At 48.3% G+C, this 26,727-nt stretch carries 21 protein-coding genes; 6 read left to right on the top strand and 15 right to left on the bottom strand.

From position 1 onward, the window contains the following. Positions 1-33: 33 nt before the first annotated feature. The gene (locus tag XMA152_RS07135) at positions 34-1,650 is read left to right on the top strand and encodes an alpha-glucosidase (RefSeq protein WP_173483176.1); all 1,617 of its coding nucleotides are present in this window, start codon (positions 34-36) and stop codon (positions 1,648-1,650) included. Between the two features lie 139 nt (positions 1,651-1,789). Beyond that, entirely contained in the window at positions 1,790-2,830 is a 1,041-nt protein-coding gene (locus XMA152_RS07140; RefSeq protein WP_173483177.1) for a LacI family DNA-binding transcriptional regulator, read from the top strand. Between the two features lie 165 nt (positions 2,831-2,995). Here XMA152_RS07140 and XMA152_RS07145 read toward each other — a convergent pair whose 3' ends face one another. The 4 genes from XMA152_RS07145 to XMA152_RS07160 all read right to left on the bottom strand — a co-directional run bounded on the left by XMA152_RS07145 (position 2,996) and on the right by XMA152_RS07160 (position 6,934). Then, positions 2,996-3,385 (bottom strand): GtrA family protein, encoded by a 390-nt coding sequence (locus tag XMA152_RS07145; protein ID WP_173483178.1) that lies wholly within the window; start codon positions 3,383-3,385, stop codon positions 2,996-2,998. 12 nt (positions 3,386-3,397) lie between these two features. Continuing rightward, positions 3,398-4,360 (bottom strand): glycosyltransferase family 2 protein, encoded by a 963-nt coding sequence (locus tag XMA152_RS07150; protein ID WP_173483179.1) that lies wholly within the window; start codon positions 4,358-4,360, stop codon positions 3,398-3,400. Between the two features lie 8 nt (positions 4,361-4,368). Next, positions 4,369-5,835, bottom strand: a complete 1,467-nt coding sequence (locus XMA152_RS07155) for a glycosyltransferase family 39 protein (protein ID WP_173483180.1) — start codon at positions 5,833-5,835, stop codon at positions 4,369-4,371. A 241-nt stretch (positions 5,836-6,076) separates the two neighbouring features. Continuing rightward, positions 6,077-6,934 (bottom strand): porin, encoded by an 858-nt coding sequence (locus XMA152_RS07160; protein WP_173483181.1) that lies wholly within the window; start codon positions 6,932-6,934, stop codon positions 6,077-6,079. A 340-nt stretch (positions 6,935-7,274) separates the two neighbouring features. Between XMA152_RS07160 and XMA152_RS07165 the strand changes: the two genes are divergently transcribed. Continuing rightward, positions 7,275-7,451, top strand: a complete 177-nt coding sequence (locus XMA152_RS07165) for a hypothetical protein (RefSeq protein ID WP_173483182.1) — start codon at positions 7,275-7,277, stop codon at positions 7,449-7,451. 126 nt (positions 7,452-7,577) lie between these two features. Beyond that, positions 7,578-9,167 (top strand): glucose-6-phosphate isomerase, encoded by a 1,590-nt coding sequence (gene pgi / locus XMA152_RS07170; protein ID WP_173483183.1) that lies wholly within the window; start codon positions 7,578-7,580, stop codon positions 9,165-9,167. 249 nt (positions 9,168-9,416) lie between these two features. Here the strand turns inward: pgi and XMA152_RS07175 are convergent, their stop codons facing one another. Continuing rightward, positions 9,417-11,132: a long-chain fatty acid--CoA ligase gene (locus XMA152_RS07175; RefSeq protein ID WP_173483184.1), complete on the bottom strand. Its 1,716-nt coding sequence runs from the start codon at positions 11,130-11,132 to the stop codon at positions 9,417-9,419. Positions 11,133-11,502: 370 nt separating this feature from the next. On the opposite strand from XMA152_RS07175, the gene XMA152_RS07180 reads away from it, so the two are divergent. After that, positions 11,503-12,303 (top strand): alpha/beta hydrolase, encoded by an 801-nt coding sequence (locus XMA152_RS07180; RefSeq protein WP_173483185.1) that lies wholly within the window; start codon positions 11,503-11,505, stop codon positions 12,301-12,303. A gap of 293 nt (positions 12,304-12,596) precedes the next feature. Here XMA152_RS07180 and XMA152_RS07185 read toward each other — a convergent pair whose 3' ends face one another. From XMA152_RS07185 to sdhC, 10 genes are all read right to left on the bottom strand, one after another. Beyond that, the gene (locus XMA152_RS07185) at positions 12,597-13,040 is read right to left on the bottom strand and encodes a transposase (RefSeq protein ID WP_173481569.1); all 444 of its coding nucleotides are present in this window, start codon (positions 13,038-13,040) and stop codon (positions 12,597-12,599) included. A 360-nt stretch (positions 13,041-13,400) separates the two neighbouring features. Continuing rightward, positions 13,401-14,282: a succinate--CoA ligase subunit alpha gene (gene sucD / locus XMA152_RS07190; RefSeq protein WP_173481570.1), complete on the bottom strand. Its 882-nt coding sequence runs from the start codon at positions 14,280-14,282 to the stop codon at positions 13,401-13,403. 2 nt (positions 14,283-14,284) lie between these two features. Next, the gene (gene sucC / locus XMA152_RS07195; protein ID WP_173481571.1) at positions 14,285-15,451 is read right to left on the bottom strand and encodes an ADP-forming succinate--CoA ligase subunit beta; all 1,167 of its coding nucleotides are present in this window, start codon (positions 15,449-15,451) and stop codon (positions 14,285-14,287) included. 108 nt (positions 15,452-15,559) lie between these two features. Next, a complete protein-coding gene (gene lpdA / locus XMA152_RS07200) occupies positions 15,560-16,999 on the bottom strand; it encodes a dihydrolipoyl dehydrogenase (protein ID WP_173483186.1) in 1,440 nt (479 codons plus the stop codon). A gap of 52 nt (positions 17,000-17,051) precedes the next feature. Continuing rightward, on the bottom strand, positions 17,052-18,266 hold the full coding sequence (gene odhB / locus XMA152_RS07205) for a 2-oxoglutarate dehydrogenase complex dihydrolipoyllysine-residue succinyltransferase (protein ID WP_173483187.1): 1,215 nt from the start codon (positions 18,264-18,266) through the stop codon (positions 17,052-17,054). Positions 18,267-18,313: 47 nt separating this feature from the next. After that, positions 18,314-21,145, bottom strand: a complete 2,832-nt coding sequence (locus XMA152_RS07210) for a 2-oxoglutarate dehydrogenase E1 component (protein ID WP_173483188.1) — start codon at positions 21,143-21,145, stop codon at positions 18,314-18,316. Positions 21,146-21,717: 572 nt separating this feature from the next. Beyond that, positions 21,718-22,422 (bottom strand): succinate dehydrogenase iron-sulfur subunit, encoded by a 705-nt coding sequence (locus tag XMA152_RS07215; RefSeq protein ID WP_173483189.1) that lies wholly within the window; start codon positions 22,420-22,422, stop codon positions 21,718-21,720. 12 nt (positions 22,423-22,434) lie between these two features. Next, the gene (gene sdhA / locus XMA152_RS07220) at positions 22,435-24,210 is read right to left on the bottom strand and encodes a succinate dehydrogenase flavoprotein subunit (protein ID WP_173481576.1); all 1,776 of its coding nucleotides are present in this window, start codon (positions 24,208-24,210) and stop codon (positions 22,435-22,437) included. Between the two features lie 3 nt (positions 24,211-24,213). After that, positions 24,214-24,561: a succinate dehydrogenase, hydrophobic membrane anchor protein gene (gene sdhD, locus XMA152_RS07225; protein WP_173481577.1), complete on the bottom strand. Its 348-nt coding sequence runs from the start codon at positions 24,559-24,561 to the stop codon at positions 24,214-24,216. Next, positions 24,555-24,932, bottom strand: a complete 378-nt coding sequence (gene sdhC, locus XMA152_RS07230; RefSeq protein WP_173481578.1) for a succinate dehydrogenase, cytochrome b556 subunit — start codon at positions 24,930-24,932, stop codon at positions 24,555-24,557. Before sdhC ends, sdhD begins: the two co-directional genes overlap by 7 nt. 455 nt (positions 24,933-25,387) lie before the next feature. On the opposite strand from sdhC, the gene gltA reads away from it, so the two are divergent. Then, a complete protein-coding gene (gene gltA, locus XMA152_RS07235) occupies positions 25,388-26,668 on the top strand; it encodes a citrate synthase (protein WP_173481579.1) in 1,281 nt (426 codons plus the stop codon). Positions 26,669-26,727 lie beyond the last annotated feature (59 nt).

Genomic DNA, 26,727 nt, shown 5'->3' on the forward strand with positions numbered 1-26,727 from the left:
TCCGCAATAATAGAAAACAGTAGAGACAACACTATGAGCAACACCCCCTGGTGGAAAGGCGGTATCATCTACCAAATCTATCCTCGCAGTTACATGGACTCCAACGGCGATGGGATTGGTGATCTCCCCGGTATTACATCCAAGCTGGATTACATCGCTTCACTAGGCGTTGATGCCATCTGGCTCTCCCCTTTCTTCAAGTCACCGATGAAAGACTTTGGCTACGACGTCTCTGACTACTGCGATGTCGACCCTATGTTTGGCACACTGGATGACTTCAAAGCGCTGGTTGCTCGAGCACATGAATTGGGCTTAAAAGTGATGATCGATCAGGTGCTATCACACACCTCGGATCAACACCCCTGGTTTACCGAAAGTCGATCTAATAGAACCAATCCGAAAGCCGACTGGTATGTCTGGGCCGATCCAAAACCGGATGGCACACCGCCCAATAACTGGCTATCGATCTTTGGCGGTTCTTCATGGCAGTGGGATACCCAACGTCAGCAGTACTACCTGCACAACTTTTTAACGAGCCAACCGGACCTTAATTTCCACAACCCAGAGGTGTTCCAAGCGAACTTGGACAACATGCGCTTCTGGTTAGACTTGGGAGTCGATGGCTTCCGTCTAGACACCGTGAACCTCTACTACCATAGCGCTGGGCTAGAGGATAACCCACCTCATCCAGAAGGTATGCCGTACATCAACAGCGTTGACGCTTCGAACCCTTATGTTCGCCAAACTCACCAGTACGATCTCAGCCAACCGGAAAACCTCAACTTCCTTAAGGCGATGCGTGATCTGCTGAATGAATATGATGATCGCAGCATGGTCGGTGAGATCGGCGTGGACCATACCGATCCACTGCAGCGCATGGCGGAGTACACAGCCGGTGGTGACAAACTGCACATGGCTTACACCTTTGACCTGTTGTCACCCGAGCACAGTGCGGACTACTTCCGTCAAGTGATGACCACCTTTAAAACGAACGCGGGTGATGCTTGGCCCTGCTGGGCGGCATCAAACCATGACGTCAAGCGCAGCGCGACACGCTGGGGTGAGCAAGAGGATCCAAAGCAATTCCCGCTCGTTTCCATGGCCATGCTGATGAGCCTGCGCGGTAGCGTCTGTCTCTATCAAGGCGAAGAGCTAGGGCTACCAGAAGCGGATGTCCCTTTTGAAGCTCTACAAGACCCATACGGTATTGAGTTCTGGCCCGAGTACAAAGGCCGTGACGGCTGTCGTACCCCAATGGTTTGGGATAGCAGCGAGCAAGCGGGTTTCTCCAACGCTAAGCCATGGCTGCCAGTTGATCCAAGACATCTAGCACTGTCAGTTAAGACGCAAGAACAGCAGAACGACTCGATGCTTCATAAAATGCGTCAGTTCATTCAATGGCGACAGCAACAGCCTGCACTGATTAAAGGCGATATGGAGTTGGTTGAAGAGACAGGCGAAGCGTTTGTATTCACGCGTCAATCTGATGAGCAGTCACTGTTGGTTGCGATCAATATGACCGGTACAGAGTTAACAGTACCTTACAGCGGAACGCTCAAATCAGTGTTAACTGGGCACGGTTTTAGCGGACGATACGAGAATGGTGCGATGGTACTGCCGCCCTATCAGGCGTTGTTTGCGGAGGTTTGAATAACGTGGATGTGCTCTTAACAGACTGTTGGAGCGTCCTTAAAAAGGTCGCGATGCTTTTAACTTAAATGGGATCGCCTCATCTTCGATAAGGCTCCAACGGGTAGAGACGATAAGGCTCCAACAGGTAGAGATAATAATGAAAAAAATGACCATAAAAGAGGTGGCGAAAGCGATCGGTGTCTCTACGGCTACCATCTCAAACGCCTTTAACCGCCCTGATCAGCTCTCTGAAGCGCTTCGCACCAAAATCCTGGCTCAGTGCCAAGAGTTGGGTTACGTCGGCCCTAGCGCGGCTGGGCGCTATCTACGCACGGGTCGCTCGGGTGTAGTGGGTATTGTGCTAACCGATCGTCTCGCTTACTCCATGAACGACTACGTCGCTAGCCACTTTCTCTCCGGCTTAGCCGATGAGTTCGATAAGGCGCATCTCAATATGCTGCTGCTCTCGGCCAGAGATTTAGATCACGCCAACCGTCAACGTTTGCATGAATCGATGGTTGATGGTTTTATTGTCTACGGCTTTATCCCACCTGGCCCAACGCTAGAACACCTAAAACGTCAGCAGAAGCGCCTGATTGTTGTGGATCATAAGATAGAGGGCTATGGGTCGGTTAACATCGACAACCGCGAAGCGAGCTACCAGATCGCTAAACATGCACTTCAGCAGACACCGAAGAACCCAGCGATTCTTGCGCTGCGCATCACCTCCGATGATGGTATTAGCCAAGCCAATGAAGAGACCCTAAAAACCGTTGGCTTGCGCCTCTCTTTGGATCGTCTAAACGGCTACTTTGATGCGTTTGATGAAGTGGGAATCGAACGCCCCATGGATCAAATCTGGAACCTTCACGTCAACGATTACGACGAAGCGTTCAAACTCGCTTACCAAGTACTAAACCAACCCAACTGCCCTGACCTGCTGCTATGCCAATCCGATGTTATGGCCATCGCTGCAATGCGAGCCGCACTTCAAATGGGTATCGAATTCCCAGAAGAGTTAAGAATTACCGGTTTTGATGGTATCCCCGAAGCTCAAGCCATGCCCAAAGCGATCACCACCATACAACAGCACTCGTTCGAAAAAGGCCGTATGGCGGCAAAGCTGCTTATAGAGAATCGTATGAGTGAGGATGTGGTAATGCCGACGGAGCTGCTGATCGGCGACTCTTGCCCGTAAGACTGTAGGAGCTTTATCGTAGATGAGGCGATCAGTGACTGGCCTTCAGCCTGTCATCTGCTGGGAGACTTTTCAAAATATCTAGAAAAAGCTTAGAGAGTGGATGTCAGGCTGAAGCCAGACACCGGTGACCCTATCGCGACCTTTTCAAGGACGCTCCTACCCTTACTTAAACGCCCAAACCTTAGCCAAAGCAAAAGTTACCAATGGAACTACAAATACCATCGGCACAACAGCGTATAGGTAATCCATCTTGAGCCACTCGGTCACCACCCAAACAGCCAATGAATTGAGCAACAATCCCGACAATGCGACGATCAAAAACCTGAGCTGAAATGCAAAGGCTTTATACACTGATTGCCCTTCTGTTTGAGCTCGAAAGGTCCAGAGAAAGTGACCTATATACGAGAACAAAAAAGCGACAAGAAAAGCAATTAGGTTAGCCAACATCGGCACTAACAAACTACCAACAACACCATAAACCAAGGCATGAACACCTGTCGCTATAACACCAACCGAAGCAAACTTGGATAGCTGCTGAATCAGATTTTTCATAATTAATAGACGTTAGCGGCCGGACTCTTCATCAAACCCAACTTTCTCACGAATCAGATAGATTGGACGACGTTTGGTCTCAAGGAAGATTCGACCGACATACTCTCCAACCACACCGAGCCCCATCAAAATAGCGCCATTAAAGAAGAGCATAATGGCAACGAGCGATGGATAACCCGCCACATCGTTACCGTATAACACTGTATCAGTTACTACATAAAGCAGATACATAGCAGAGAGTGCTGAGAGACTAAAACCTAAATAAGTCCAGATACGCAGTGGCGTAGTGCTAAACGAAAAAATACCGTCTAAGGCAAAGTTCCATAATTTCCAACTGCTCCACTTACCTTCACCCGCAAAACGCTCTTCACGTTTGAAGTAGAGTTGAGTAGTTTTAAAGCCGAGCCAAGCAAACAATCCTTTCATAAACCGTGTACGCTCTGGGAGAGTTTTAAGCGCCTCTACGACTCGCCTATCCATCAAACGGAAGTCACCTGCATTGTCGGGCAGATCAACATCACTGACTCGACTAAATAGCTTATAGAAGCTATTGGCGGTAAAGCGTTTCATGAAGCTATCGGTTGAACGATCTGAACGAATAGCCAATACGACATCGAAACCCTCTTGCCACTTAGCGATCATATCTGGAATTAGTTCTGGTGGATCTTGCAAATCGACATCCATCGGAATGACGATATCGCCACTGCATAACTCCAATCCAGCCGTTAAAGCGGGCTCTTTGCCGAAGTTACGTGATAGATCTATTACCTTGATGTTTTGGTAATCAGTACGCATCTCACAAAGCTGCGCATAGGTCGCATCACGACTTCCATCATTGACACAGACAATCTCGTAATCCAAGCCAGTCGATTTCAGAATTGGCGTAATACGCTCAAAAAAGGGAGTAAGACTCTCTGACTCATTAAAGACAGGAACAACAATCGAGAGATAAGGAGATGATGGAGTAGTGCTCACACGCAAGGTCACTTATTATTGGATGGTGATATAGCAATGTATTCAATTTGAATCGGTTTGTCAGCTTTTGAAGGGTGCCAAATGAATGATCGGCGTTTTGCATCCAAAGGCTTAAAACCCTTAGATTCTATAAAATCAGTCATGGAAGCAGATAACGCCTGTCCTGCCAACCAAGCAACCAGTACTCCCTCTTTCGAAATATCTTTATCTGTTACCCATGGCGATTTAATTGGATCACCATCAACTCTGACGCGAAGTGGATCATCTGCACTGGCCGCAACCAGTCCACCTAACCAGTAACTAGCAGCAACGATTTTGATTGGTGAACCAGTCTCAGCCTGATACGCAGATCTTAGTTCAAGAGCGATTTCAGCCCGGGGCCACAGAGTACGCATCGGCTTACCGCTCAAATCCGCGCGATAGATGTGTTGAACTGCATAAAGGGCACCTACCAAAGGCAGTAGAAGTAGACCACCCAACATGATACGACGCGCTCGAGCATCGGTTAAACGACCACCCATGAAGTAGAGCAACACCAAGCTACTAAAATTAAACATGGGTGTGCCCCACATAGGCTTAAGACCCATACCCGCAATGACCGGCAATAGAGTAACCATTAAAATTGGAGCGATAACTACCAACCATAGGAAGGTCGTTTTATCAGATGGACGATCCAGTTTTGTCGATAATGCACCGCGCCCCAACAAACCACCAACCATAATCAAAATGATAAAGAAGAGATGGTCTGCCAGCTGTGCACCTAAAAACGAGACGCTATCTGAGAAACCACCGCTACTAGCCCGGTCTTGTGCATAGTAAATAGGAAGAAATTCGGAATCGATTAAGTACGAGGCCTGCGGCCAAGCAATCACTATAAAGAGAACTCCCGTTAACCAAGGTCCTTTACTTTTAAATGAACTACGCCCACAAGGAGTCACTAGTAACCAGACGAATAACCATAAAAGCAAAATACCCGCCGAGTATTTAGTCCAAACCATGGCACCGGCAATCACGCCTAAAGCTGACCAATAGACTAACTTTTGACGAGCTACAGCACGCCAGGAAAAAAGAGTAGCTAAAGCCCATAACGGAATCTGTAATACGTTGTGGTTAAATTCAGGGGTCGGCCAGTGGTAGTAGAAGATAGAGCTAGTCAAAAACGTAGCGACGAGGGCTTTCTGTTTACCGATAAATTCTCTGCTTAATAGGTAGATCGCTATGTATGCAGCAACAATGGAGAGCTGAGAGAGAAGATAGACAACCTCAACTTTCCCCGTGATACCGATAAAAAGATCAAGCAACAAACCCGGTAGATTTGGGTGTTTGTAGTTAGCGATGACAACTTCACCACTGAGAGTCATTAGTTCAGCAACATCCAAAGGCAGTGCAGTGTGGAAGGCAGGTGCAATGAAGCCCCAAACAAGGATTTGGAAGGTAATTAACAGCCAGAGTGAATAGCGTTCGATGAAGTTCATTAGTATCCGAGAAAGCGGATGACAGGCTGAAGGCCAGTCACCGTCACTTCGTAGTTTGGGAAATACACCGGTGACTGACCTTCAGCCTGTCATCCGCCTTACTAGCGGCTGCACAACTGATAAGAATCACCACAGCCAAACTCAAAACTATAACAAAAACACCAAACTCTAGACATAAAAAAAGAGGGGCTAAAAACCCCTCTTCTATCTAATAAGCAGCTGAGACTAGCTCAGCGCTAAATTAGAATGCTAGTGTGACTAGCGCCTTAGTACGAGTGTTTTCACCAGTAGCTGTATCGTACTTGTCGTACTGAACAGCAGCAGTAACATTACTGCTTAGAGCGTGAGAAACATTTAATGATGTACCAGACATGTCTGCTGCAGGAGTTGCAGTTGTATCTTCTTTCTTAGAAGCAGAAAGACCGATAGTAGTTGCACCCATAGGAACTGAAACACCGTATGAAGTGTAGTCATAAGCATTGTCCTGCATCTGGAAAGATGCACCAACTTTAGCGACACCAAGGTCGTAAGAACCACCTACACGTACACGATTGTCAGCAGAATCGTAGTTTTTGTATGCTACTCGACCAGAGAAAGCACCAGCTTTAACTAGAGCAGTAACCTGGACATCGTATGCACCAGCGCCAGCACCAGCATCAACTCCACCTTCAGAAGTATCAACAACAAGAGTTACAGGACCCATAGCTGGTGCTGTGTATGAGATAACAGTCAATGGATCAGACTCAACACCGAACTCGCCTGCGAAGTTGTCAGTACCGAAAGACTCTGTGTATGGATCGTATGTACCATTGACAATCTTCACAGTACCAAAATCACCTGCTACGGCCATGTTAGAACCAGTACCAGCTACCTCTTGACCTTTAGCACCGTTTTCGAAACCGAAAGCGCCAGAGAAAGTAAGACCATTTTCTAAAGCTTCAGAACCAGATACTGAAATTGAAGAACCATCAGTACCAAAACCTTCACCATTTAGTGAATCACCGATCCAACCAAAAGTAGTAGAACCGCTGATAGTCATGTCAGCCATTGCTGGCGCTGAGATTGCAGTTGCAACTGCGATCGCTAGAATTTTTTTCATTTTGGAAATCTCCAGAATTATTTATTTAAGCCTCAAATATCCGGCCAACTCATCATTTGTTGTACGAATACACCAAACCCGTTCGGCTTTGGACAGAATGCACTCTATCCCCCACTACAACAGGGGTCAACTCTAATTTTTCAAAAAGTTCCCTGTTTTTAACTTTTTTTTCGTTAATCTTTTGTTCAGAAAACTCAATGATATATAAAATCATTTAATTTCAATAACTTAAAGTGAGCGTTCAGGTTTCGTTAATTTTGAGATGATTTTGTTATATGCAACCTTCTGTTTTGGAATATGTAACAAAATTGGGGAGTTAGCTGTAAAAGCGGATGACAGGATGAATCCTGTCACCAACGGAGTGGGTCATCAGCATGCTGAACTCAACTACGGAGCTCCCGTGACTGGCCTTCAGCCTGTCATCGGCTCTACCAAGCGACTTCCAGAGATTTGGGCAAGACTGTCCAACAGCGTTTTCCAGAATCTCTGCCACTTGCAACAGCGGATGACAGGATGAATCCTGTCACCATCTTTAAGTAAGCAATAAAGTATGTAGTAAAATTACGTAAATATATTCATTTAATCTCTTTATTCCCGTAGAATTGACGTAACTTAAACAAAAATCCTTATTTAGAGGCCAAAAATGAATCTTCTTACCTCATCTGTGACTTGGAAAAAGCTGGAACAGCTCGCGCAAGAGACTAGCGAGGACCGTATAAGCGACTACTTTAAAGAGGACGCTAAACGATTCGACAAGATGAGTGTACGTCTGGGCGAGCTATTTTTGGACTTCTCTAAGAATAAGATTAACGACGATGTCTTCAAAGCGCTAATCGATCTGGTAGAGCACTCTTCTTTGCGCCAGCGTCGCGCTCAGATGTTTTCGGGTGACATCATTAACGTTACTGAGAAAAGACCTGTGCTCCATACCGCACTGCGTAACCGCGGCGATGAGCCGGTGATTGTCGATGGTGTAGACGTGATGCCAGAGATTCGTTCCAGCTTGAATAAATTAAAGCTATTCAGCGAACAGGTTCGAAACGGCGATTGGAAAGGTTATAAAGGCAACCGCATCACGGATGTGGTTAATATTGGCATTGGGGGTTCGGATCTTGGACCTAACATGGTGGTTCGCGCCCTACTGCAATTCCGCCACCCAGATATTAAGTTTCACTTCATCTCTAATGTCGACGGCCAGCATATTAAGAAGACGCTGAAAAACTTGGATGCCAAATCGACACTGTTTGTTGTCTCGACTAAGACCTTCTCTACTCAAGAGACACTACTGAATGCTAAAACGGCTCGTCGCTGGTTCCGCGAACAGACCGGCGGCCACGAAGATATCAGCCAGCATTTTGTGGCGGTATCGACTAACCAAGCAGCCGCAATGGAGTTTGGTATTGCACAAGAGAACATCTTTGAGTTCTGGGCTTGGGTGGGCGGTCGTTACTCGCTCTGGTCTGCAATCGGTCTGCCGATTGCACTGTCGATTGGCTATGACAACTTCATTGATATGCTGGAAGGCGCCTACGAGATGGATCGTCACTTTGTGGAAGCGCCAATGGATCAGAACATGCCGGTCATCATGGCGCTGATCGGTATCTGGTACATCAACTTCTTGGGTGCCGAAACTCAAGCAGTGATTCCTTACGACCAGGCACTGCATCAGTTACCGGCGTTTTTACAGCAGCTGGATATGGAGTCAAACGGTAAGTCGGTCGATATCAATGGCGACCCAGTTGATTACGCAACGGGACCTATCGTCTGGGGGCAGACAGGCTCCAATGGCCAACACGCCTTCTTCCAGCTATTGCACCAAGGCACGCGATTCGTCCCGATCGACTTTATCGCCTCGCTTGAGGCTGATGAACAGACAGAAGAGCACCACTTCGCTCTGCTGACCAATATGCTTGCCCAAGCCAATGCTTTTATGAACGGTGATGATTCTGATGGTCTATTGGAGTATCAGAGCTGCCAAGGTAACCGCCCAAGTAACGTTTTGTTAATGGATCGCATCAGCCCACGCAACCTAGGCGCGCTCATTGCGCTTTATGAGCATAAGGTATTTGTACAAGGCGCTATATGGAACATCAACTCGTTTGACCAGTGGGGTGTTCAGCTCGGTAAACGCCTAGCCAATGAGATCAGCCAACAGATTGGTGAATCGACGCAGGGGTATGACCAATCGACGCAAGGGTTGATGGCGTTGGTTCGGAAGCACGTCAAATCGTAGATTTGACCGTGACAGGCCTTCAGCCTGTTTATTCCATGGATGGCATGTATGCCGAAAATGCAGGAGCAATTTTCGACCATCGGATCTTTAAGCTATCTCCCATGGATTCGAGCAAGACTGCCAGGCATACTTTTCCAGAGCCTTTTCCGTAATTTCAAAGCGGTTGACAGGCTGAAGCCAGTCACCGTGACTCCGTAGCCTGTTTATCACACCGGTGACTGGCTTTCAGCCTGTCATCCGCACTAGCAGTTACTTCCCATACAACCGATCAATCGCTACTTGGTTATCTTCAATCACCTTAGAGCGTTTGATCTTCTGTGTGGGTGTTACGTATCCATTCTCAATCGAGAAGAGTTCCCGTTGTACAATGAACTTACGGATACGTTCGGTACCGTTAAGCTCTTGGTTAACTCGTTTGACCGCTTTAGAAATGATCTTTTCTAGCTCTTCATCGGAGTCTGTCGCTTTTTGCAGATCCTCAGACGGCACAATAATGGCGGACAACCAAGGTTTTGCATCGCCAAGTACCACGGCTTGATCCACCTCCTCTTCCAGCGTCAGCTTCGCTTCTAGCTTGGCAGGCGCAACGTTATCACCACCTGAGGTGACGATTAGATCCTTAGAACGTCCGACGATGGAAACAAAGCCCTCTTCGTCGATTTCGGCTAGGTCACCGGTATGTAACCAGCCATCGATAATAGTGACTGCCGTGGCTGACTCATTCTGCCAGTACCCTTTCATGACGTTGTCACCACGGACGAGCAGTTCACCATCATCCGCTAGCTTCAACTCACAATCTAGTGGCAAACCGACGGTAGACATACGGATGTTACCTGGGCGGTTCACGGTGATCAGTGGCGATGCCTCTGTCTGACCATAGCCTTGAATAATGCCAATCCCTAGAGCAGCAAAGAAGTTTCCGATCTCTGGGTTTAGGGGTGCACCTCCTGAAACGAAATACTTAATCTTGCCACCAAAACGATCACGCAATTTTTTGCGAACCAACTTCTCTAATAGAGGATCAAGAATGGCTTCTAGTAGCGATAGTTTTTCATCATTAAGCTTTTTCGTGCCAATAGACAAAGCTTTGTAGAAGAGGCCTTTTCTAAATCCACTGGCGCGATCTACACCCGACTTTATACGCGCATAGAGCATGTCGTAGAGACGCGGAACCGCCGTTGCAACTGTGGGTGAAACCTCACCTAAGTACTGAGCCAACTTATCCGTTGATTCACAATAGAAGATCTCAGCCCCTTGTGTAATCGGCATATGCAGTCCAGCTGTATGCTCGTACGCATGAGCGAGTGGCAAGAAAGAGAGAAATCGATCCTCTTCATTAACCGGAATGGTATCCAACACTCGCGCAGCAGCTTCGACGTTATGAATAATGTTCTTATGGGTCAGCATCGCCGCTTTAGGGTGACCACCTGTGCCAGAGGTAAAAATCAGGGTACAGACATCGTCTGTTTCTATGGCGGACAGATCTGGACGATTGACACCTTGTTGAACCTCAGGCCAAGGTAAAATCTCGGTATGCCAATCGGGTTTATCATGCTCACCCTGGTCGATCACAACCATATGAGTGACGCATTCGTGGCTGATGTTGGCCTCTAACACTCTATCTGCCAACACCTGAGAAGAGACGATGGCAAATTTAGGACTGGTCAAAGAGAGAATATGGCGAAGATCGTCAACCGTATGCGCTGTATAAGCTGGAACCACATAAGCCCCCACAGACATGATCGCTAAGTCACTGACGGCCCATTCAGGACGGTTTTCAGAGAGAATTAATACGCGATCCTCTTTACCGACGCCGTACTGGGTTAAATAGTGACTGAGTGTAGATATTTGATCGGCTGTCTCTTGCCAAGAGAGCGTCTTCCACTCGCCTTCAGATTTATAGCCAAGGAATGTGCGATCTTGGAAGCGATCAACCTGTTTGTAAAAGCGGGATACTAGGTTCATGTTTGTCTTTTTTCTTATAAATTTAATGGAAATACGCGTTTAGTGTTAACTTGGTGCTTTGGTTTTATTAAATTGATAACGCGATAGATATTTTAGAGCGGATGACAGGCTGAAGCTAGTTAGGGCCATGGATGGCCTGTATGCAGTAATTGCAGGAGCAAATTACTGTCACCAGAGTACTCGACCATCATCGGAGCGGCAGTGACCGGCTTCAGCCTGTCATCCGCTCTATCATAATCAAGTGTACGGAACCAACTACGGAGCTACCGTGACTGTCTTTAGACTGTCATCGGCTCTACTAGTCGACTTCCAGAGAGTGGCCTAGTCGCGGTGACTGGCTTCAGCCTGTCATCTATGGATAGACTAAATAATGAAATTATTTAAACGCACTGCAGTCCTGCTAACTCTCACCTACCTATCCGCTTGCGGGTACATGTACTTTGCGCAAGACTCTTTGATTTTTAAACCGACCTACGAAACAGAGTCGGTTGAGACGATATTCCCCGGTGCTAGCGAGCTCTTTATTAATACTCCGCAAGGCAACCGCCTTCAGACTTGGTATAAGCCAGCTAAAACTGGGCAAGAGACGCTAGTCTATCTGCACGGCAATGCTCGCAACCTGAGCACGCGTGGGCGACTGATCAATATCTTGTCAGAGAATGAACGGGGACTATTAATCTTCAGCTGGAGCGGGTTTGGGCAAAGCAGAGGTACACCAAGCGAGGTTAGCTTTTATGACGACGCACGTGCGGTGTTTGATTGGTTAGCTAAAGAGCACAATCTAAATTCATCAGACCTGATCATCTACGGCGAATCACTGGGCACTGGCGTGGCGGTTCAACTGGCCACTGAACGCGATTTTAAAGGGGTTATTCTGGCCGCGCCCTATACCTCCATTGCCCAGATGGCGGCAGATGACTACCCCTGGTTACCGGTTAACTTACTGCTTAAACACCGATTTGATTCGATTGATAAGATTCAAAATGTCGATGAGCCAGTAGTAATTATGCACTCCGCCGATGATGACACCATTCCCTACGAGCAAGGTGTAACGCTTTTTGAAGCTGCTGAAGAGCCGAAGCTGTTTATGGGGTTTGAGGATCGAGAACATACGCGGTTTCGATCGGAGGATGTTGATCGGGCAATTCGCTGGGTATTGGAGCGGGAGTAAAGAGTGGATGACAGGCTGAAGCCAGTTAAGGCCATGGATGGCCTGTATGGAGTCATTGCAGGAGCAAATTACTGCCACCGGAGCGCTGAACCAACTACGCAGCCGCCGTGACTGTCTTTAGACTGTCATCGGCTTTATCAGTCGACTTCCAGTGAATCGAGCAAGGCTTCTTAGCAGCATTTTCCAGAGTCTCTGCCAACTGTGACAGCGGATGACAGGCTGAAGCCAGTCACCGGTGTGTAAAGCCTGCTACGGAGTCGCGGTGACTGTCCTTCAGCCTGTCATCAGCCCCATCAGCGTTTTCCAGAGTTCCCGCTAGACCACCGATACTCCGAAGGCATTCCACAAATCCCAGCCCGCACTGGATTTTGTTCGATATATGCTTTGATCTGCTCTAGGTGGCTCTGGTTTGTAACAGGAATATTCCTAAATCGCCCTTCCCAGATCGTTCCAGTCAATCCATAACGCTTATTGAAGTAACGACCGTAACTTCCTGCGATACGTTTCATCATCTCTGAAATGCCATCATCAGAACTAGGCGTTAATAAAAAGTGAATGTGGTTGCTCATCAGTACCCAAGCATGCAGTTGAACTTCGTATACCTCTGACCAATACTCAAGTTTACTGAGGTACATTTCAAAGTCGGCACTGGCTTTAAAGATGTATTGTCGGTTGTGGCCGCGGTGAATAATGTGCTGGGGCACACCTGCTGGACATAATCTTGGCTTCCTTGCCATGGTTAAACTCCTTTTTCTTTGGAGTATAGATCATGGTTGGGAGTTTACATTGACAGCGGATGACAGGCTGAAGCCAGTCACCGGTGTGCTGATCCAACTACGGAGCTGCGGTGACTGTCTTTAGACTGTCATCAGCTCTACAAAGCGACTTCCAGAGATTGGAGCAAGACTGCTTGGCAGCTTCTTCCAGAGTCGCTGCCAACTGCGATAGCGGATGACAGGCTGAAGCCAGTCACCGGAATACTTAATTAACTACGGAGCTGCGGTGACTGGCCTTCAGCCTGTCATCCGCCCTATCCCCGTCTTCCAGAAAACACAAAAGCGACCCAAGGGTCGCTTTTCTTTAACGCGAGAAACGAATTACTTCATTGCCCAGCCAGTTACTTCAGATAGGGCTACGCCGATATCTGCTAGTGAACGTACAGTCTTAACGCCTGCGTCTTCTAGTGCTGCGAACTTCTCGTCTGCAGTGCCTTTACCGCCAGAGATGATGGCACCAGCGTGGCCCATGCGTTTGCCTGGAGGCGCTGTTACACCCGCGATGTACGATACAACAGGTTTAGTTACGTTTGCTTTGATGTAAGCAGCCGCTTCTTCTTCTGCTGAACCACCGATCTCACCGATCATAACAATCGCTTCAGTCTGTGGGTCGTTCTGGAACATCTCTAGGATATCGATGAAGTTAGAACCAGGGATTGGGTCACCACCGATACCAACACAAGTAGACTGACCGAAGCCTGCGTCAGTTGTCTGTTTAACCGCTTCGTACGTTAGCGTACCAGAGCGTGAAACGATACCGACTTTACCTGGTAGGTGGATGTGACCTGGCATGATACCGATCTTACATTCGCCCGGTGTGATAACACCTGGACAGTTAGGACCGATTAGACGTACGCCTAGCTCGTCACACTTCACTTTACACTGAAGCATGTCCATCACTGGGATGTGCTCTGTGATACAAACGATTAGCTTGATGCCTGCATTAGCCGCTTCAAGGATCGAATCTTTACAGAACGCCGCTGGTACGTAGATAACTGATGCTTCTGCGCCAGTCTGCTCTACTGCTTCAGCAACAGTGTTGAATACAGGTAGACCTAGGTGAGTTGTGCCACCCTTACCTGGAGTCACACCGCCAACCATTTTAGTGCCGTAGGCGATCGCTTGTTCAGAGTGGAAAGTACCCTGACCACCAGTGAAACCCTGACAGATTACTTTGGTGTCTTTGTTAATTAGTACTGACATGATTAGTTGCCTCCTGCTGCTTTAACTGCTTGCTGTGCAGCGTCAGTCAAGCTGGTAGCCGCGATGATATCCAAACCAGATTCAGATAGCAGTTTAGAGCCGAGGTCTGCGTTGTTACCTTCAAGGCGAACAACCACTGGAACTTCAACACCCACTTCTTTAACAGCACCGATGATGCCTTCTGCGATTAGGTCACAACGTACGATACCACCGAAGATGTTAACCAATACCGCTTTAACTTTGCTGTCTTCAAGGATGATCTTGAACGCTTCGGTTACACGCTCTTTCGTCGCGCCGCCACCTACGTCAAGGAAGTTAGCTGGGAAGCCGCCGTGTAGAGAGACGATATCCATAGTACCCATTGCAAGGCCAGCACCGTTAACCATACAACCGATGTTGCCAGTTAGGGCTACGTAGTTAAGATCCCACTCAGCCGCGCGTGCTTCACGCTCGTCTTCCTGTGATGGATCTTCCATTGCTTGGATATCTTTGTGACGGTAAACCGAGTTGCCATCGATAACGACTTTCGCATCTAGACAGTGTAGGTTGCCCTCGTCAGTGATAACCAGTGGGTTGATCTCTAGAAGAGCTAGATCTTTCTCTTCAAACATCTTCGCAAGACCCATGAAGATCGCGACGAACTGTTTGATCTGAACGCCTTCAAGACCCAACTTGAACGCTAGCTCACGACCCTGGTATGGCTGTGCGCCAGTCAAAGGGTCGATGGTTGCTTTAAGAATCTTCTCAGGTGTTTCGTGAGCGACTTTCTCGATCTCTACACCGCCTTCAGTCGATGCCATGAAGACAATGCGACGTGATGAACGGTCAACAACCGCACCCAGGTATAGTTCGTTTGCGATGTCGGTGCAGGTCTCAACAAGAATTTTAGAGACTGGCTGACCGTTCGCGTCCGTTTGGTAAGTTACCAGATTAGTGCCTAGCTTATCTTTTGCGAAAGCTGCTGCTTCTTCTGGAGAGTCTACTAGTTTAACGCCGCCCGCTTTACCGCGGCCACCTGCGTGTACCTGTGCTTTAACAACCCACTTATCACCGCCAATTTGTTTGGCTGCTTCTGCGGCTGCTTCCGGTGTATCGACTGCAATGCCTTGTGACACTGGCAGACCGTACTGTGCAAACAGCTGCTTGCCCTGATACTCGTGAAGATTCATTCTATAGTCCGTTATTTAGGTCGGTTAAACGAACACGGGGTTACCCGTGCCATCGATCTGAACAAAAGCGCTTCAAGCTTTTGACCTGAAGCGCTCCCTGTTCTGCGATTAACGCTTTTTGCGATTCGCAATGTGGATAGCGTGATTATCCACAGCTAGAGCTGCTTCGTGGATCGCTTCACTCACGGTTGGGTGAGCAAATACGGTCAACTGCAGATCTTCCGCGCTTGATGCAAATTCCATTGCGATAACACCCTGAGCGATCAGCTCAGAGGCGATACCACCAACGATGTGCACACCAAGAATACGGTCGGTAGCTTCATCAGCGAGCATCTTAACGAAGCCCTCTGTCGCATTCGCTGCCATGGCACGGCCAGACGCTGCGAATGGGAATTTGCCACTCTTGTATTTGATACCTTCCGCCTTAAGCTGCTGTTCGGTCTTACCGACCCAAGCCAACTCAGGGAAAGTGTAGATGATGTTAGGAATGCAGTCGTAGTTCATTGCTGCTTTGTGACCCGCAATGATATCTGCAACCATGATACCCTCTTCTGATGCTTTGTGTGCAAGCATCGGGCCACGTACTGAGTCACCAATGGCGTAAACGCCTGGTGCACCGGTACGACAGTTCTCGTCAACGAAGATGAAGCCGCGCTCATCCAGAGAGACACCTGAATCTTCTGCTAGAAGACCGTTGGTTTGTGGACGACGGCCGACAGCAACAATCAGCTTATCTACAACAAGCTCTTTATCGCCTTCAGAATCGGTGTATTTAACTTTTACTGCTTTACCATCAACGATCTCAGTGCCAGTACAACGTGCACCCAGTTTGATGTCTAGACCCTGTTTGGTTAGAAGCTTTTTAGCCTCTTTCGCTAGGTCTTGGTCCGCTAGGGCTAGGAAGTCATCCATCGCTTCTAGAACGGTCACTTTAGAGCCACAACGAGCCCAGATAGAACCCATCTCTAGACCGATAACACCGGCACCGATGATACCAAGGTGCTCAGGGGTTTCATCGATATCCAGCGCACCTGCGTTGTCTAGGATTAGACCCTCTGTAAGAGGTGCTGGTGGGATCTCTACAGGAACTGAACCTGATGCAAGGATCACGTTGTCAGCTTGGTAAGTAGAGACAGAGCCGTCAGCAGCGGTTACTTCAACCTGCTTACCCGCTAGCAGTTTACCTGTACCCGCAAGGGTTGTGACACCGTTCGCTTTGAACAGACCTGCGATACCGCCAGTTAGGTTCTTAACGATGCCATTCTTACGAGCAACCATCGCTTTAGGGTCGATCGATACGTTTTCAGCAACGATACCCTGAGCCGCGAAGCCGTGTTGTGCTTCGTGAAGTTTGTGGGTTGTCTCAAGCATCGCTTTCGATGGGATACAACCTACGTTTAGACAGGTACCACCTAGGACAGTACCGCCCTTCTCATCAATCCACTTCTCAACACAGGCTGTTTTCAAACCAAGCTGTGCTGCACGAATCGCTGCTACGTAACCGCCAGGGCCAGCACCGATTACAATTACGTCAAACTTATCAGACATTACTCTTTCCTATCTTAGTAACTTTTTAAAGATTCCTAGAATGCGATTCGCATTAAACGTCTAGGAGCATGCGCGCTGGATCTTCCAGCAGGTCCTTAATTGTTACAAGGAACTGTACCGCCTCTTTACCATCGATCATACGGTGATCGTAAGAGAGTGCTAGGTACATCATTGGTAGGATCTCAACCTGACCATTCACCGCCATTGGACGCTCTTGGATCTTGTGCATACCCAAGATAGCTGTCTGTGGTGGGTTAAGGATGGGGGTCGACATCAATGAGCCGAACACACCGCCGTTAGTGATTGTGAATGTACCGCCCTGCATGTCTTCCATGCCTAGCTTACCTTCACGACCGCGCTTACCGAAGTCTGCAATAGTGCCTTCTACTTCTGCAAGGCTCATCGCATCCGTATCGCGCAATACTGGCACCATTAGGCCACGGTCAGTCGATACAGCGACACCGATATCCTGGTAACCGTGGTAAACCATATCGTTACCGTCGATCGATGCGTTTACCGCTGGGAAGCGTTTTAGTGCTTCAGTCGCCGCTTTAACGAAGAATGACATAAAGCCAAGCCGTGTACCGTTGTGAGTCTTCTCGAACAGATCTTTGTACTGTTTACGAAGCTCCATGACAGGCTTCATGTTCACTTCGTTGTACGTTGTTAGCATCGCAGCATTCTGTTGCGCTTCAACTAGACGCTTAGCGATGGTTGCACGTAGACGAGTCATTGGAACGCGTTTCTCAACACGCTCACCTGCTGGTACGTTGACTGATACCGCTGGCTGGGCTGCAGCAGGAGCGGATGCAGGTGCTGTTGCCGCAGGAGCGGAAGCCGGCTTGTTCGCCATGAAGTTCATAACGTCTTCTTTAGTGATGCCACCGTTTTTACCTGTACCAGGGATCTGGCTAGCATCAAGACCGTTCTCATCAATCAGTTTACGAGCGGCTGGGCCTACTTTTTCAGCGTCACCTGCTGGAGCCGCTTCAGTCGCTGCTTCTGCTGCTGGAGCTGCCGCACCGGCTGCACCCGCTTCAAACTTAGCAAGAATCTCTTCGCTAAGAACTGTTTCACCTTCGCCTTTTAGGACTTCAGTGATCACACCGTCGGCTGGAGCGACAACTTCAAGAACCACTTTATCGGTTTCGATGTCGACAATAAGTTCATCGGCAGAAACCGCTTCACCTGGCTGCTTGTGCCAAGTTGCAACAGTTCCGTCTGCTACTGATTCTGGAAACGTAGGTGCTTTAATTTCGATTGACATGATTTTTCCTTTCTTGCCTTCTGCTCGTCGTACGAACGAATTCTTTATTAACCGTTTAGGGCGTCGTTAACCAATTTCTCTTGCTGCTCAACGTGAACAGAGATGTAACCTACTGCAGGCGCTGCAGCGTGTGGACGACCCACACCATCTAGGTGAATCTCTGGCTTCACTTTACGTAGAGCGTTGCGCATGTGGTGCTGACTGCAGTACCACGCGCCCTGGTTCATTGGCTCTTCCTGACACCAAACAACCGATTCAAGATTAGGGTATTGGCTCAACTCATCTACCAGATCCGCCTCTGGGAATGGGTAGAGTTGCTCAATACGAACGATCGCAACATTCTGCTTCTCTAGCTCTTCGCGACGGTTGTATAGGTCGTAGTAAACCTTACCGCTACACATCACAACACGATTCACTTTCGACTTATCAAGCTGATCCACTTCACCAATAACCGGTTGGAAGGTGCCATCCGCTAGCTCTTCTAGAGTAGAGATCGCCTGCTTGTGACGAAGCAGAGATTTCGGCGTCATGACCACCAAAGGTTTGCGAAGTGGGCGAACCACCTGACGACGCAGTAGGTGGAAGATCTGCGATGGAGTTGTAGGGACGACAACCTGAATGTTGTGCTCAGCACAGAGCTGTAGGTAGCGTTCCAAACGAGCAGATGAGTGCTCTGGACCTTGACCTTCGAAGCCGTGTGGCAACAGCATAGTCAGACCACATAGACGCTGCCATTTCGTTTCGCCTGATGTGATGAATTGATCGATCACAACCTGAGCACCGTTGGCGAAATCACCGAACTGCGCTTCCCAGATCACCAACGAGTTTGGCGTTGTGGTTGAGTAACCGTATTCAAAAGCTAACACCGCCTCTTCAGACAGGTATGAATCGTGGATCGTGAATTTTGGTTGATCCTTATCCATGTTCTGGAGGGGTACGTAAGTCGTCGCATCTTTCTGATCGTGCAGAACCGCGTGACGGTGCGAGAAGGTACCACGACCGACATCCTGACCGGTCAAACGGACTGGGTGACCCTCTGCAAGAATTGACGCGTAGGCCAATGTCTCTGCAAAGCCCCAGTTAGCGGCCATTGCACCGGCTGCCATACGCTTACGGTCGTCATAGATCTTAGAAACCTGACGCTGCACGCTGAAGTGCTCAGGGGTTTCAGCAATGTTCGCCGCAAGCTCTTGAAGCACTTTGATGTCGACACGAGTATCACACTCAAACGACCATTGGTGACCAAGGTAAGACGCCCAATCGACAAACATCTTAGTGTTTGGTTCAAGCACAAGAGAGTGAGCAACGTGTTCGCCATTTTCTAGCGCCGCACGGTAAGCTTTTTCCATCTCTTTGCTCTGTTCAGCAGTGATCACACCCTCTTCGATCAGCTTAGTTGCGTATAGATCGCGTGTGGTCTTCTGCTTTTTGATGACATCGTACATCAACGGTTGAGTACCGCTTGGCTCATCCGCCTCGTTGTGACCGCGACGGCGGTAACAGACTAGATCGATAACAACGTCTTTCTTAAATTCGCTACGGTAATCAACCGCCAACTGAGTCACGAAACGAACCGCTTCTGGGTCGTCACCGTTGACGTGGAAGATTGGTGCTTCGATCATCTTAGCAACGTCGGTACAGTAATCTGTAGAGCGAGCATCTTCTTGCTTAGAGGTCGTGAAACCAACTTGGTTGTTGATCACGATGTGGATCGTGCCGCCTGTCTTATAAGCGCGTGTCTGAGACATCTGGAATGTCTCCATGACAACACCCTGACCCGCGAAGGCTGCATCACCGTGGATGTTGACAGGGACAACGGTGTTACCGACTGGATCTTCACGACGATCCTGACGGGCACGAACCGAACCTTCAACCACTGGCGCTACGATCTCAAGGTGAGATGGGTTGAATGCCATCGCAATGTGCACCTCACCACCGTCAGTATTGACGTTAGATGAGAAGCCCTGGTGGTATTTAACGTCACCCGATGAATCAACCAGCTTCTTACCTTCGAACTCACCGAACAGGTCAGCCGGGTTTTTACCGAAGATGTTAACCAGTGTATTAAGACGACCGCGGTGTGCCATGCCGATCACAACCTCTTTAGCACCCTGCTTACCAGCACGCTGGATCAGAGTATTCAAAGAGACGATCAGAGATTCACCACCCTCAAGACCAAATCGTTTAGCACCAGCAAAGCGGGAGCCAAGGTACTTTTCTAGACCTTCAGCTGCCGTCAGGCGCTCTAGGACCATGAGTTTCTTCTCAGGCTCAACCGTTGGGTGTGCACGGGTTGGCTCAATGCGAGACTGAAGCCATAGACGCTCTTCAGTGTTCACAATGTGCATGTACTCAGAACCTACCGAACTGCAGTACGTCTCTTGAAGATCCTGAAGGATCTCACGCAGTGTCGCCTCTTCGCGACCAAACTGCAGACTACCGAGTTGGAAAGTTGTATCAAAATCCGCTTCTGAAAGTTCGTGGTAGCGCAGATTAAGGTCGGCCACTTCTGCACGTTCTAGCAGATTCAGTGGGTCGATCTTAGCGATCTGGTGTCCACGCATGCGGTAAGCATCAAAAAGGGCCAGCGCGCGAACTTGCTTACGCTCGTGTTCAGAGCTGACAGAAGATACCGCTGCAGGCTGTGCACGTTTTTGATTCTTAGCAATGTATTGGAAATGTTCACGAATCGGTGCAAGAGGAACATCAGGAGTAATGTTTTCACCGACTTTAGGGAGTTTATCAAACTCTTCACGCCACTCTGGGGGAACGGAGTTTGGATCTAAAAGGTACGTTTCGTATAGCTGTTCTACGTAAGAGAGGTTGCCGCCGTATAGATGAGCATTCTTCCACAGCTGCTCCATCAGACCGTCTTGCATTATATATTTACCCTCGTTGTGGGGTACGGGACCTCCGAAGCTCTTGTGAAGCCTCTTCATCCATCGCCCTTATGCTTCTAATTTCCATTTTTCAGCGCATTATTCGGTGTTGCAACCAAATAAAACTCGCGTAGTTTACGCCTTTTATTCAACCCTGAACACCGCAGTTTTAGCGATTTAATACTAAAGTAATCAATGTTTTATCGCGTTTTGGAATAAGTTAATTCTACGGGCTTTTAACAGCCGTTTTTAGTTCTTTTAGGCTATTAAGTAAGAGCTTTTTAAACGTTTTTTTTGCACTTTAGTCGTAATGCATGTTTTGGAGTGTTGTACGAGGAGTTTGGAGTGTAATTGAATTGCGGTTGACAGGCTGAAGCCAGCCACCAATGCATTATTCTAGCTACGGAGCTGCCGTGACTGGATAGCGGCTGACAGGCTGAAGCCAGTCACCAATGTATTATTTTCGCTACGGAGTGACGGTGACTGGCTTCAGCCTGTCATCCACCCTTACAGCGATTTCCAGAAAACAAAAAACCCGCCAAGGCGGGTTTTTTTTGAGCTTCAACCTAATCTTAGGTTGCGCGTGATATCAGCATGTTACGGATCTTACCAATCGCTTTGGTTGGGTTTAGACCTTTAGGACATACATTCACACAGTTCATGATGCCGTGGCAGCGGAATACGCTGAATGGATCATCTAGCTCTGCAAGACGCTCGTTAGTCGCTGTATCGCGGCTGTCCGCTAGGAAACGGTAAGCCTGTAGAAGGCCTGATGGGCCGACAAACTTATCTGGGTTCCACCAGAACGACGGACAAGAGGTTGAACAACAAGCACAGAGGATACACTCGTATAGACCATCTAGCTCTGCACGCTCTTCAGGAGTCTGCAGGCGCTCGATCGCTGGAGCCGGAGTATCGTTGATCAAGAATGGTTTGATCTTCTCGTACTGCTTGTAGAACTGACCCATATCGACAACCAAGTCACGGATAACCGGAAGACCTGGAAGTGGACGAAGAACCAGCTTGTCGTTCTTAACCACTTCAGAAAGAGGGGTAATACACGCAAGACCATTCTTACCGTTCATGTTCAAACCGTCAGAGCCACATACGCCCTCACGACAAGAACGACGGAATGTCATTGATGTATCTTTCTCTTTGAGAAGGTGTAGAAGATCCAACACCATGATGTCCTTGCCACCAGGGATATCGATCTGGATATCCTGCATGAAGGGAGCATCATCAATCTCAGGGTTGTAACGATAAACACTTACTAGCATCGTAACGACTCCTTAATATGTACGAACTTTAGGTGGGAACGCTTCCATGGTCTTCGGAGCGAAGTTCACGGCACGTTTGCCCAGCGTTTTCGTTTGTGGGTAGTAAACTGAGTGACACAACCAGTTTTCATCATCACGCTCAGTAAAGTCGTTACGAGCATGCGCACCACGAGACTCTTTACGCTCGTATGCAGCAATGGCAGTTGCCTCAGCCACTTCCATTAGGTTCTCAAGCTCAAGCGCTTCAAGACGTGCAGTGTTGAATGACCCAGTCTTATCTTCAAGATATACGTTCGCTACACGCTCACGGATTGCCTTAAGCTTAGTCAAACCTTCCTGCATCGCATCGCCGTCGCGGAATACACCGAAGTAGAGCTGCATGCACTGCTGAAGATCTTTACGAATATCCGCAACCTTCTCACCGCCAGTCGAGTTATTTAGACGGTTTAGACGAGCCATTGCTGCCTCGATCTCTTCTTCAGTAGCGTCTTTAACTTCGTAGCCTTCGCGCATCTGCTGTTCGATCTGAAGACCTGCAGCACGACCGAAGACAACCAAGTCTAGTAGTGAGTTACCACCTAGACGGTTAGCACCGTGTACCGATACACAAGCAACCTCACCACAAGCGAATAGACCTTCAACGATCTTATCTTCACCTGATTCAGGATCTGGGTTAATCACCTGACCACCGATGTTAGTGGTCACACCACCCATCATGTAGTGACAGGTTGGCACCACTGGAATTGGCTCTTTCACAGGATCAGCTGCTGCGAATGTCATTGAAAGCTCACAGATACCTGGTAGACGTGAGTGAAGAACCTCTTCACCTAGGTGATCAAGCTTCAAGTAGACGTGATCGCCGTCTGGACCACAGCCACGGCCTTCAAGGATCTCTAGGATCATTGAGCGCGCAACAACGTCACGACCGGCAAGGTCTTTCGCATTAGGAGCGTAACGCTCCATGAAGCGCTCGCCGTCTTTATTAACTAGGTAGCCACCTTCACCACGACAACCTTCAGTTACCAGCGTACCTGCACCCGCAATACCGGTTGGGTGGAACTGCCACATCTCCATGTCTTGCGCAGCAATGCCGGCACGAAGTGCCATACCCATGCCGTCACCAGTGTTGATCAATGCGTTGGTAGTCGATGCGTAGATACGACCTGCACCGCCAGTAGCCAATACAGTCGCTTTCGCTTTAATGTAAACGGTTTCACCTGTTTCGATACAGATCGCAATACAACCGACAACCGCGCCGTCTGCATTTTTAACAAGATCGACTGCAAACCACTCGTTTAGGAAAGTTGTACCTGACTTCATGTTTGCTTGGTATAGCGTGTGAAGCAGTGCGTGACCTGTACGGTCTGCCGCAGCACAAGTACGAGCAGCCTGACCACCTTCACCGAAGTTCTTAGATTGACCACCAAATGGACGCTGGTAGATACGACCTGTCTCTGTGCGAGAGAAAGGAAGACCCATGTGGTCAAGTTCGAATACCGCACGTGGACCTACAGAACACATGTATTCGATCGCGTCTTGGTCACCGATGTAGTCAGAACCTTTAACGGTATCGTACATGTGCCAGCGCCAATCGTCGTTTGGATCCGCACTCGCGATTGCACAAGTAATACCACCCTGTGCAGATACTGTGTGTGAACGTGTTGGGAATACTTTTGTAACACACGCAGTGTTTAAACCTGACTGTGCAAGTTGAAGGGCTGCGCGCATACCTGCACCGCCACCGCCGACAACAATTGCATCAAATGTAAGCGTACGTAGCTTAGACATCTATTAAACCCCCCAAAGAATCTGAATACCCCACACCACGTAAACAAACGCGAGCAGGCCACAGGCAGATTGGAATACGAAACGAATGCCAGTTGGTTTAATGTAGTCGGTAGAAATTGACCACATACCGATCCAAGCATGCGCAACCAATGAAAGCAGTGTTAACAGTGTGAAGATACGCATTGCAGTACCTTCAAACAGTGCTGACCACTGGTTGTAATCTAGTTCAGGGTTAAGCAGCATGTAGCCGATCATGAAGATCGTGTAAGCTGCAAGGACAACCGCAGTTACGCGCTGCATCATCCAATCGTAAAGGCCGCTACGGCCAAAGCTTGTTACCGAAGTTACCATACCCAAACTCCTGCTAGCACAATGGAGATAGCTGAAATCGCAAGCGTTGCTTTCGCAGCCGCATTGCCAGATTCAATCTCTTCACAGTAACCCGCATCCATAACAAGGTGCTTGATACCTGCGAAGAAGTGGTACAGAAGTGCAGACAACAGACCCCAAGCGATGAACTTGGCAATGAATGATTCTGTTAGAAGTGCAGCTGCTGCATCAAAACCCTCTTGAGACTCAAGAGAAAGGCTCAGTGCGTACATCATGAAAATGGTACCGACAAATAGAATCAGACCAGTGACACGGTGCAGAATTGAAGTCACAGCCGGTAGAGGCTGCTTAATGGTTCTCAAATCGAGATTTACAGGTCGTTTTTTGTTCACGGCTCTAGTTCACACTTATGTGCCCTCTCCGGGGCCTCGTTTACTAGTAAGTACCTGATTCGGTAGTGACAGAGTCAACTACTCAGGACGACGATTAAAACTGCACGTTTATGACAAATATTCATATGAATATTCACATATTGCAGCGCGCAATTTTCGGAGGCTGATTATAACAATTGATAGGCTTTTGACAATCAATCTAAGGCCCTATTAGCCAATGGTTTAATAGGGCCATGTACAGTTCCGACGCGATTCATACGCCAGAGCGCATAAATTCGACTTATAGCTTTTTGTCCTTACTTTATAGCTTTTGCACTGCAACAATTGACGATTGACAATCACTTTGGGCTCACTATAGTGATCAGGCCTTAAAGAGTTCTGAGCCAACCTCAGAAGAGCTCTAAGATGCTTAAATACCCATATTAAGCAGTAACGGAAATAGATAGGAGCCAACCATGGCTGATAAGAAAGCTCGTCTCGTAGTAGACGGTGTAGATAAAGAGATCGAACTGCCGGTTTATCACGGCACAGAAGGTCCAGATGTTGTTGACGTTCGCCCACTAACAGGTGAAGGCCTGTTTACTTACGACCCAGGTTTTGTATCAACAGCCTCTTGTGAATCAAAAATCACATACATTGACGGCGCTAATGGTGTTCTTCTTCACCGCGGTTACCCAATCGAAGAACTGGCCGAGCACTCAGACTACCTAGAAGTGTGTTACCTCCTTCTAAATGGTGAACTCCCTACTCCAGAGCAGAAAGCTAAATTTGACTACACTGTGAACCAACACACTATGGTTCATGAGCAGCTTCGCTCTTTCTACAACGGTTTCCGCCGTGACGCTCACCCTATGGCGATCATGTGTGGTGTCGTAGGTGCGCTATCCGCTTTCTACCACGACTCACTGGACATTAATGATCCTCACCACCGCGAAGTCTGTGCATACCGTCTCATCGCTAAAATGCCTACGCTAGCGGCGATGTGTTACAAATTCTCAATCGGTCAGCCATTCATCTACCCACGTAATGATCTTGGCTACGCTGATAACTTCCTACGCATGATGTTTGCGACACCTTGTGAAGATTACAAAATCAATCCAGTGCTTTCACGCGCGATGGATAAGATCTTCACACTTCACGCAGACCACGAACAGAACGCGTCTACCTCAACTGTTCGCCTTGCTGGTTCATCAGGTGCTAACCCATTTGCCTGTATTGCAGCGGGTATCGCAGCACTTTGGGGTCCGGCTCACGGTGGAGCAAATGAAGCTGTATTGAAGATGCTTGCTGAGATCGGTTCTGTTGAGAACATCCCTGCGTTCATCGAGAAAGCAAAAGATCCAAACGATCCATTCCGTCTAATGGGCTTCGGTCACCGCGTATACCGCAACTTTGACCCACGCTCACGCGTTATGAAACAGACCTGTGATGAAGTATTGGCTGAACTGGGCATCACGGATGATCCAATGCTAGACATCGCTAAAGAGCTTGAGCGCATCGCGCTAGAAGATGAATACTTCGTTAGCCGTAAACTCTACCCTAACGTTGACTTCTACTCAGGCATCATCCTGAAAGCTATCGGTATCCCTACCTCTATGTTTACCGTTATTTTCGCTCTGTCACGAACGATCGGCTGGATCTCACACTGGAACGAGTTCCACTCAAGCCCGAACAAGATCGGTCGTCCACGCCAGCTTTATACTGGTGCGCCTAAGCGCAAGCACCCACGCGCTTAATCGCTAATAGCGCCCCATAAAAAAACCCCGCTGTAGCGGGGTTTTTTATTGTCTAGCAC

This window comes from Marinobacterium sp. xm-a-152, from assembly GCF_013282965.1.
Taxonomy (GTDB): domain Bacteria; phylum Pseudomonadota; class Gammaproteobacteria; order Pseudomonadales; family Balneatricaceae; genus Marinobacterium_E.

Coding starts and splice junctions, on each gene's coding strand:
- XMA152_RS07180 (WP_173483185.1), top strand. CDS start 11,503: ATGAAATTATTTAAACGCACTGCAGTCCTGCTAACTCTCACCTACCTA.
- odhB (WP_173483187.1), bottom strand. CDS start 18,266: ATGTCAATCGAAATTAAAGCACCTACGTTTCCAGAATCAGTAGCAGAC.
- sdhA (WP_173481576.1), bottom strand. CDS start 24,210: ATGTCTAAGCTACGTACGCTTACATTTGATGCAATTGTTGTCGGCGGT.
- XMA152_RS07135 (WP_173483176.1), top strand. CDS start 34: ATGAGCAACACCCCCTGGTGGAAAGGCGGTATCATCTACCAAATCTAT.
- XMA152_RS07210 (WP_173483188.1), bottom strand. CDS start 21,145: ATGCAAGACGGTCTGATGGAGCAGCTGTGGAAGAATGCTCATCTATAC.
- XMA152_RS07140 (WP_173483177.1), top strand. CDS start 1,790: ATGAAAAAAATGACCATAAAAGAGGTGGCGAAAGCGATCGGTGTCTCT.
- XMA152_RS07145 (WP_173483178.1), bottom strand. CDS start 3,385: ATGAAAAATCTGATTCAGCAGCTATCCAAGTTTGCTTCGGTTGGTGTT.
- lpdA (WP_173483186.1), bottom strand. CDS start 16,999: ATGTCTGATAAGTTTGACGTAATTGTAATCGGTGCTGGCCCTGGCGGT.
- pgi (WP_173483183.1), top strand. CDS start 7,578: ATGAATCTTCTTACCTCATCTGTGACTTGGAAAAAGCTGGAACAGCTC.
- XMA152_RS07160 (WP_173483181.1), bottom strand. CDS start 6,934: ATGAAAAAAATTCTAGCGATCGCAGTTGCAACTGCAATCTCAGCGCCA.
- gltA (WP_173481579.1), top strand. CDS start 25,388: ATGGCTGATAAGAAAGCTCGTCTCGTAGTAGACGGTGTAGATAAAGAG.
- sdhD (WP_173481577.1), bottom strand. CDS start 24,561: ATGGTAACTTCGGTAACAAGCTTTGGCCGTAGCGGCCTTTACGATTGG.
- XMA152_RS07175 (WP_173483184.1), bottom strand. CDS start 11,132: ATGAACCTAGTATCCCGCTTTTACAAACAGGTTGATCGCTTCCAAGAT.
- XMA152_RS07155 (WP_173483180.1), bottom strand. CDS start 5,835: ATGAACTTCATCGAACGCTATTCACTCTGGCTGTTAATTACCTTCCAA.
- XMA152_RS07185 (WP_173481569.1), bottom strand. CDS start 13,040: ATGGCAAGGAAGCCAAGATTATGTCCAGCAGGTGTGCCCCAGCACATT.
- sucC (WP_173481571.1), bottom strand. CDS start 15,451: ATGAATCTTCACGAGTATCAGGGCAAGCAGCTGTTTGCACAGTACGGT.
- XMA152_RS07215 (WP_173483189.1), bottom strand. CDS start 22,422: ATGCTAGTAAGTGTTTATCGTTACAACCCTGAGATTGATGATGCTCCC.
- sucD (WP_173481570.1), bottom strand. CDS start 14,282: ATGTCAGTACTAATTAACAAAGACACCAAAGTAATCTGTCAGGGTTTC.
- XMA152_RS07165 (WP_173483182.1), top strand. CDS start 7,275: ATGAATCCTGTCACCAACGGAGTGGGTCATCAGCATGCTGAACTCAAC.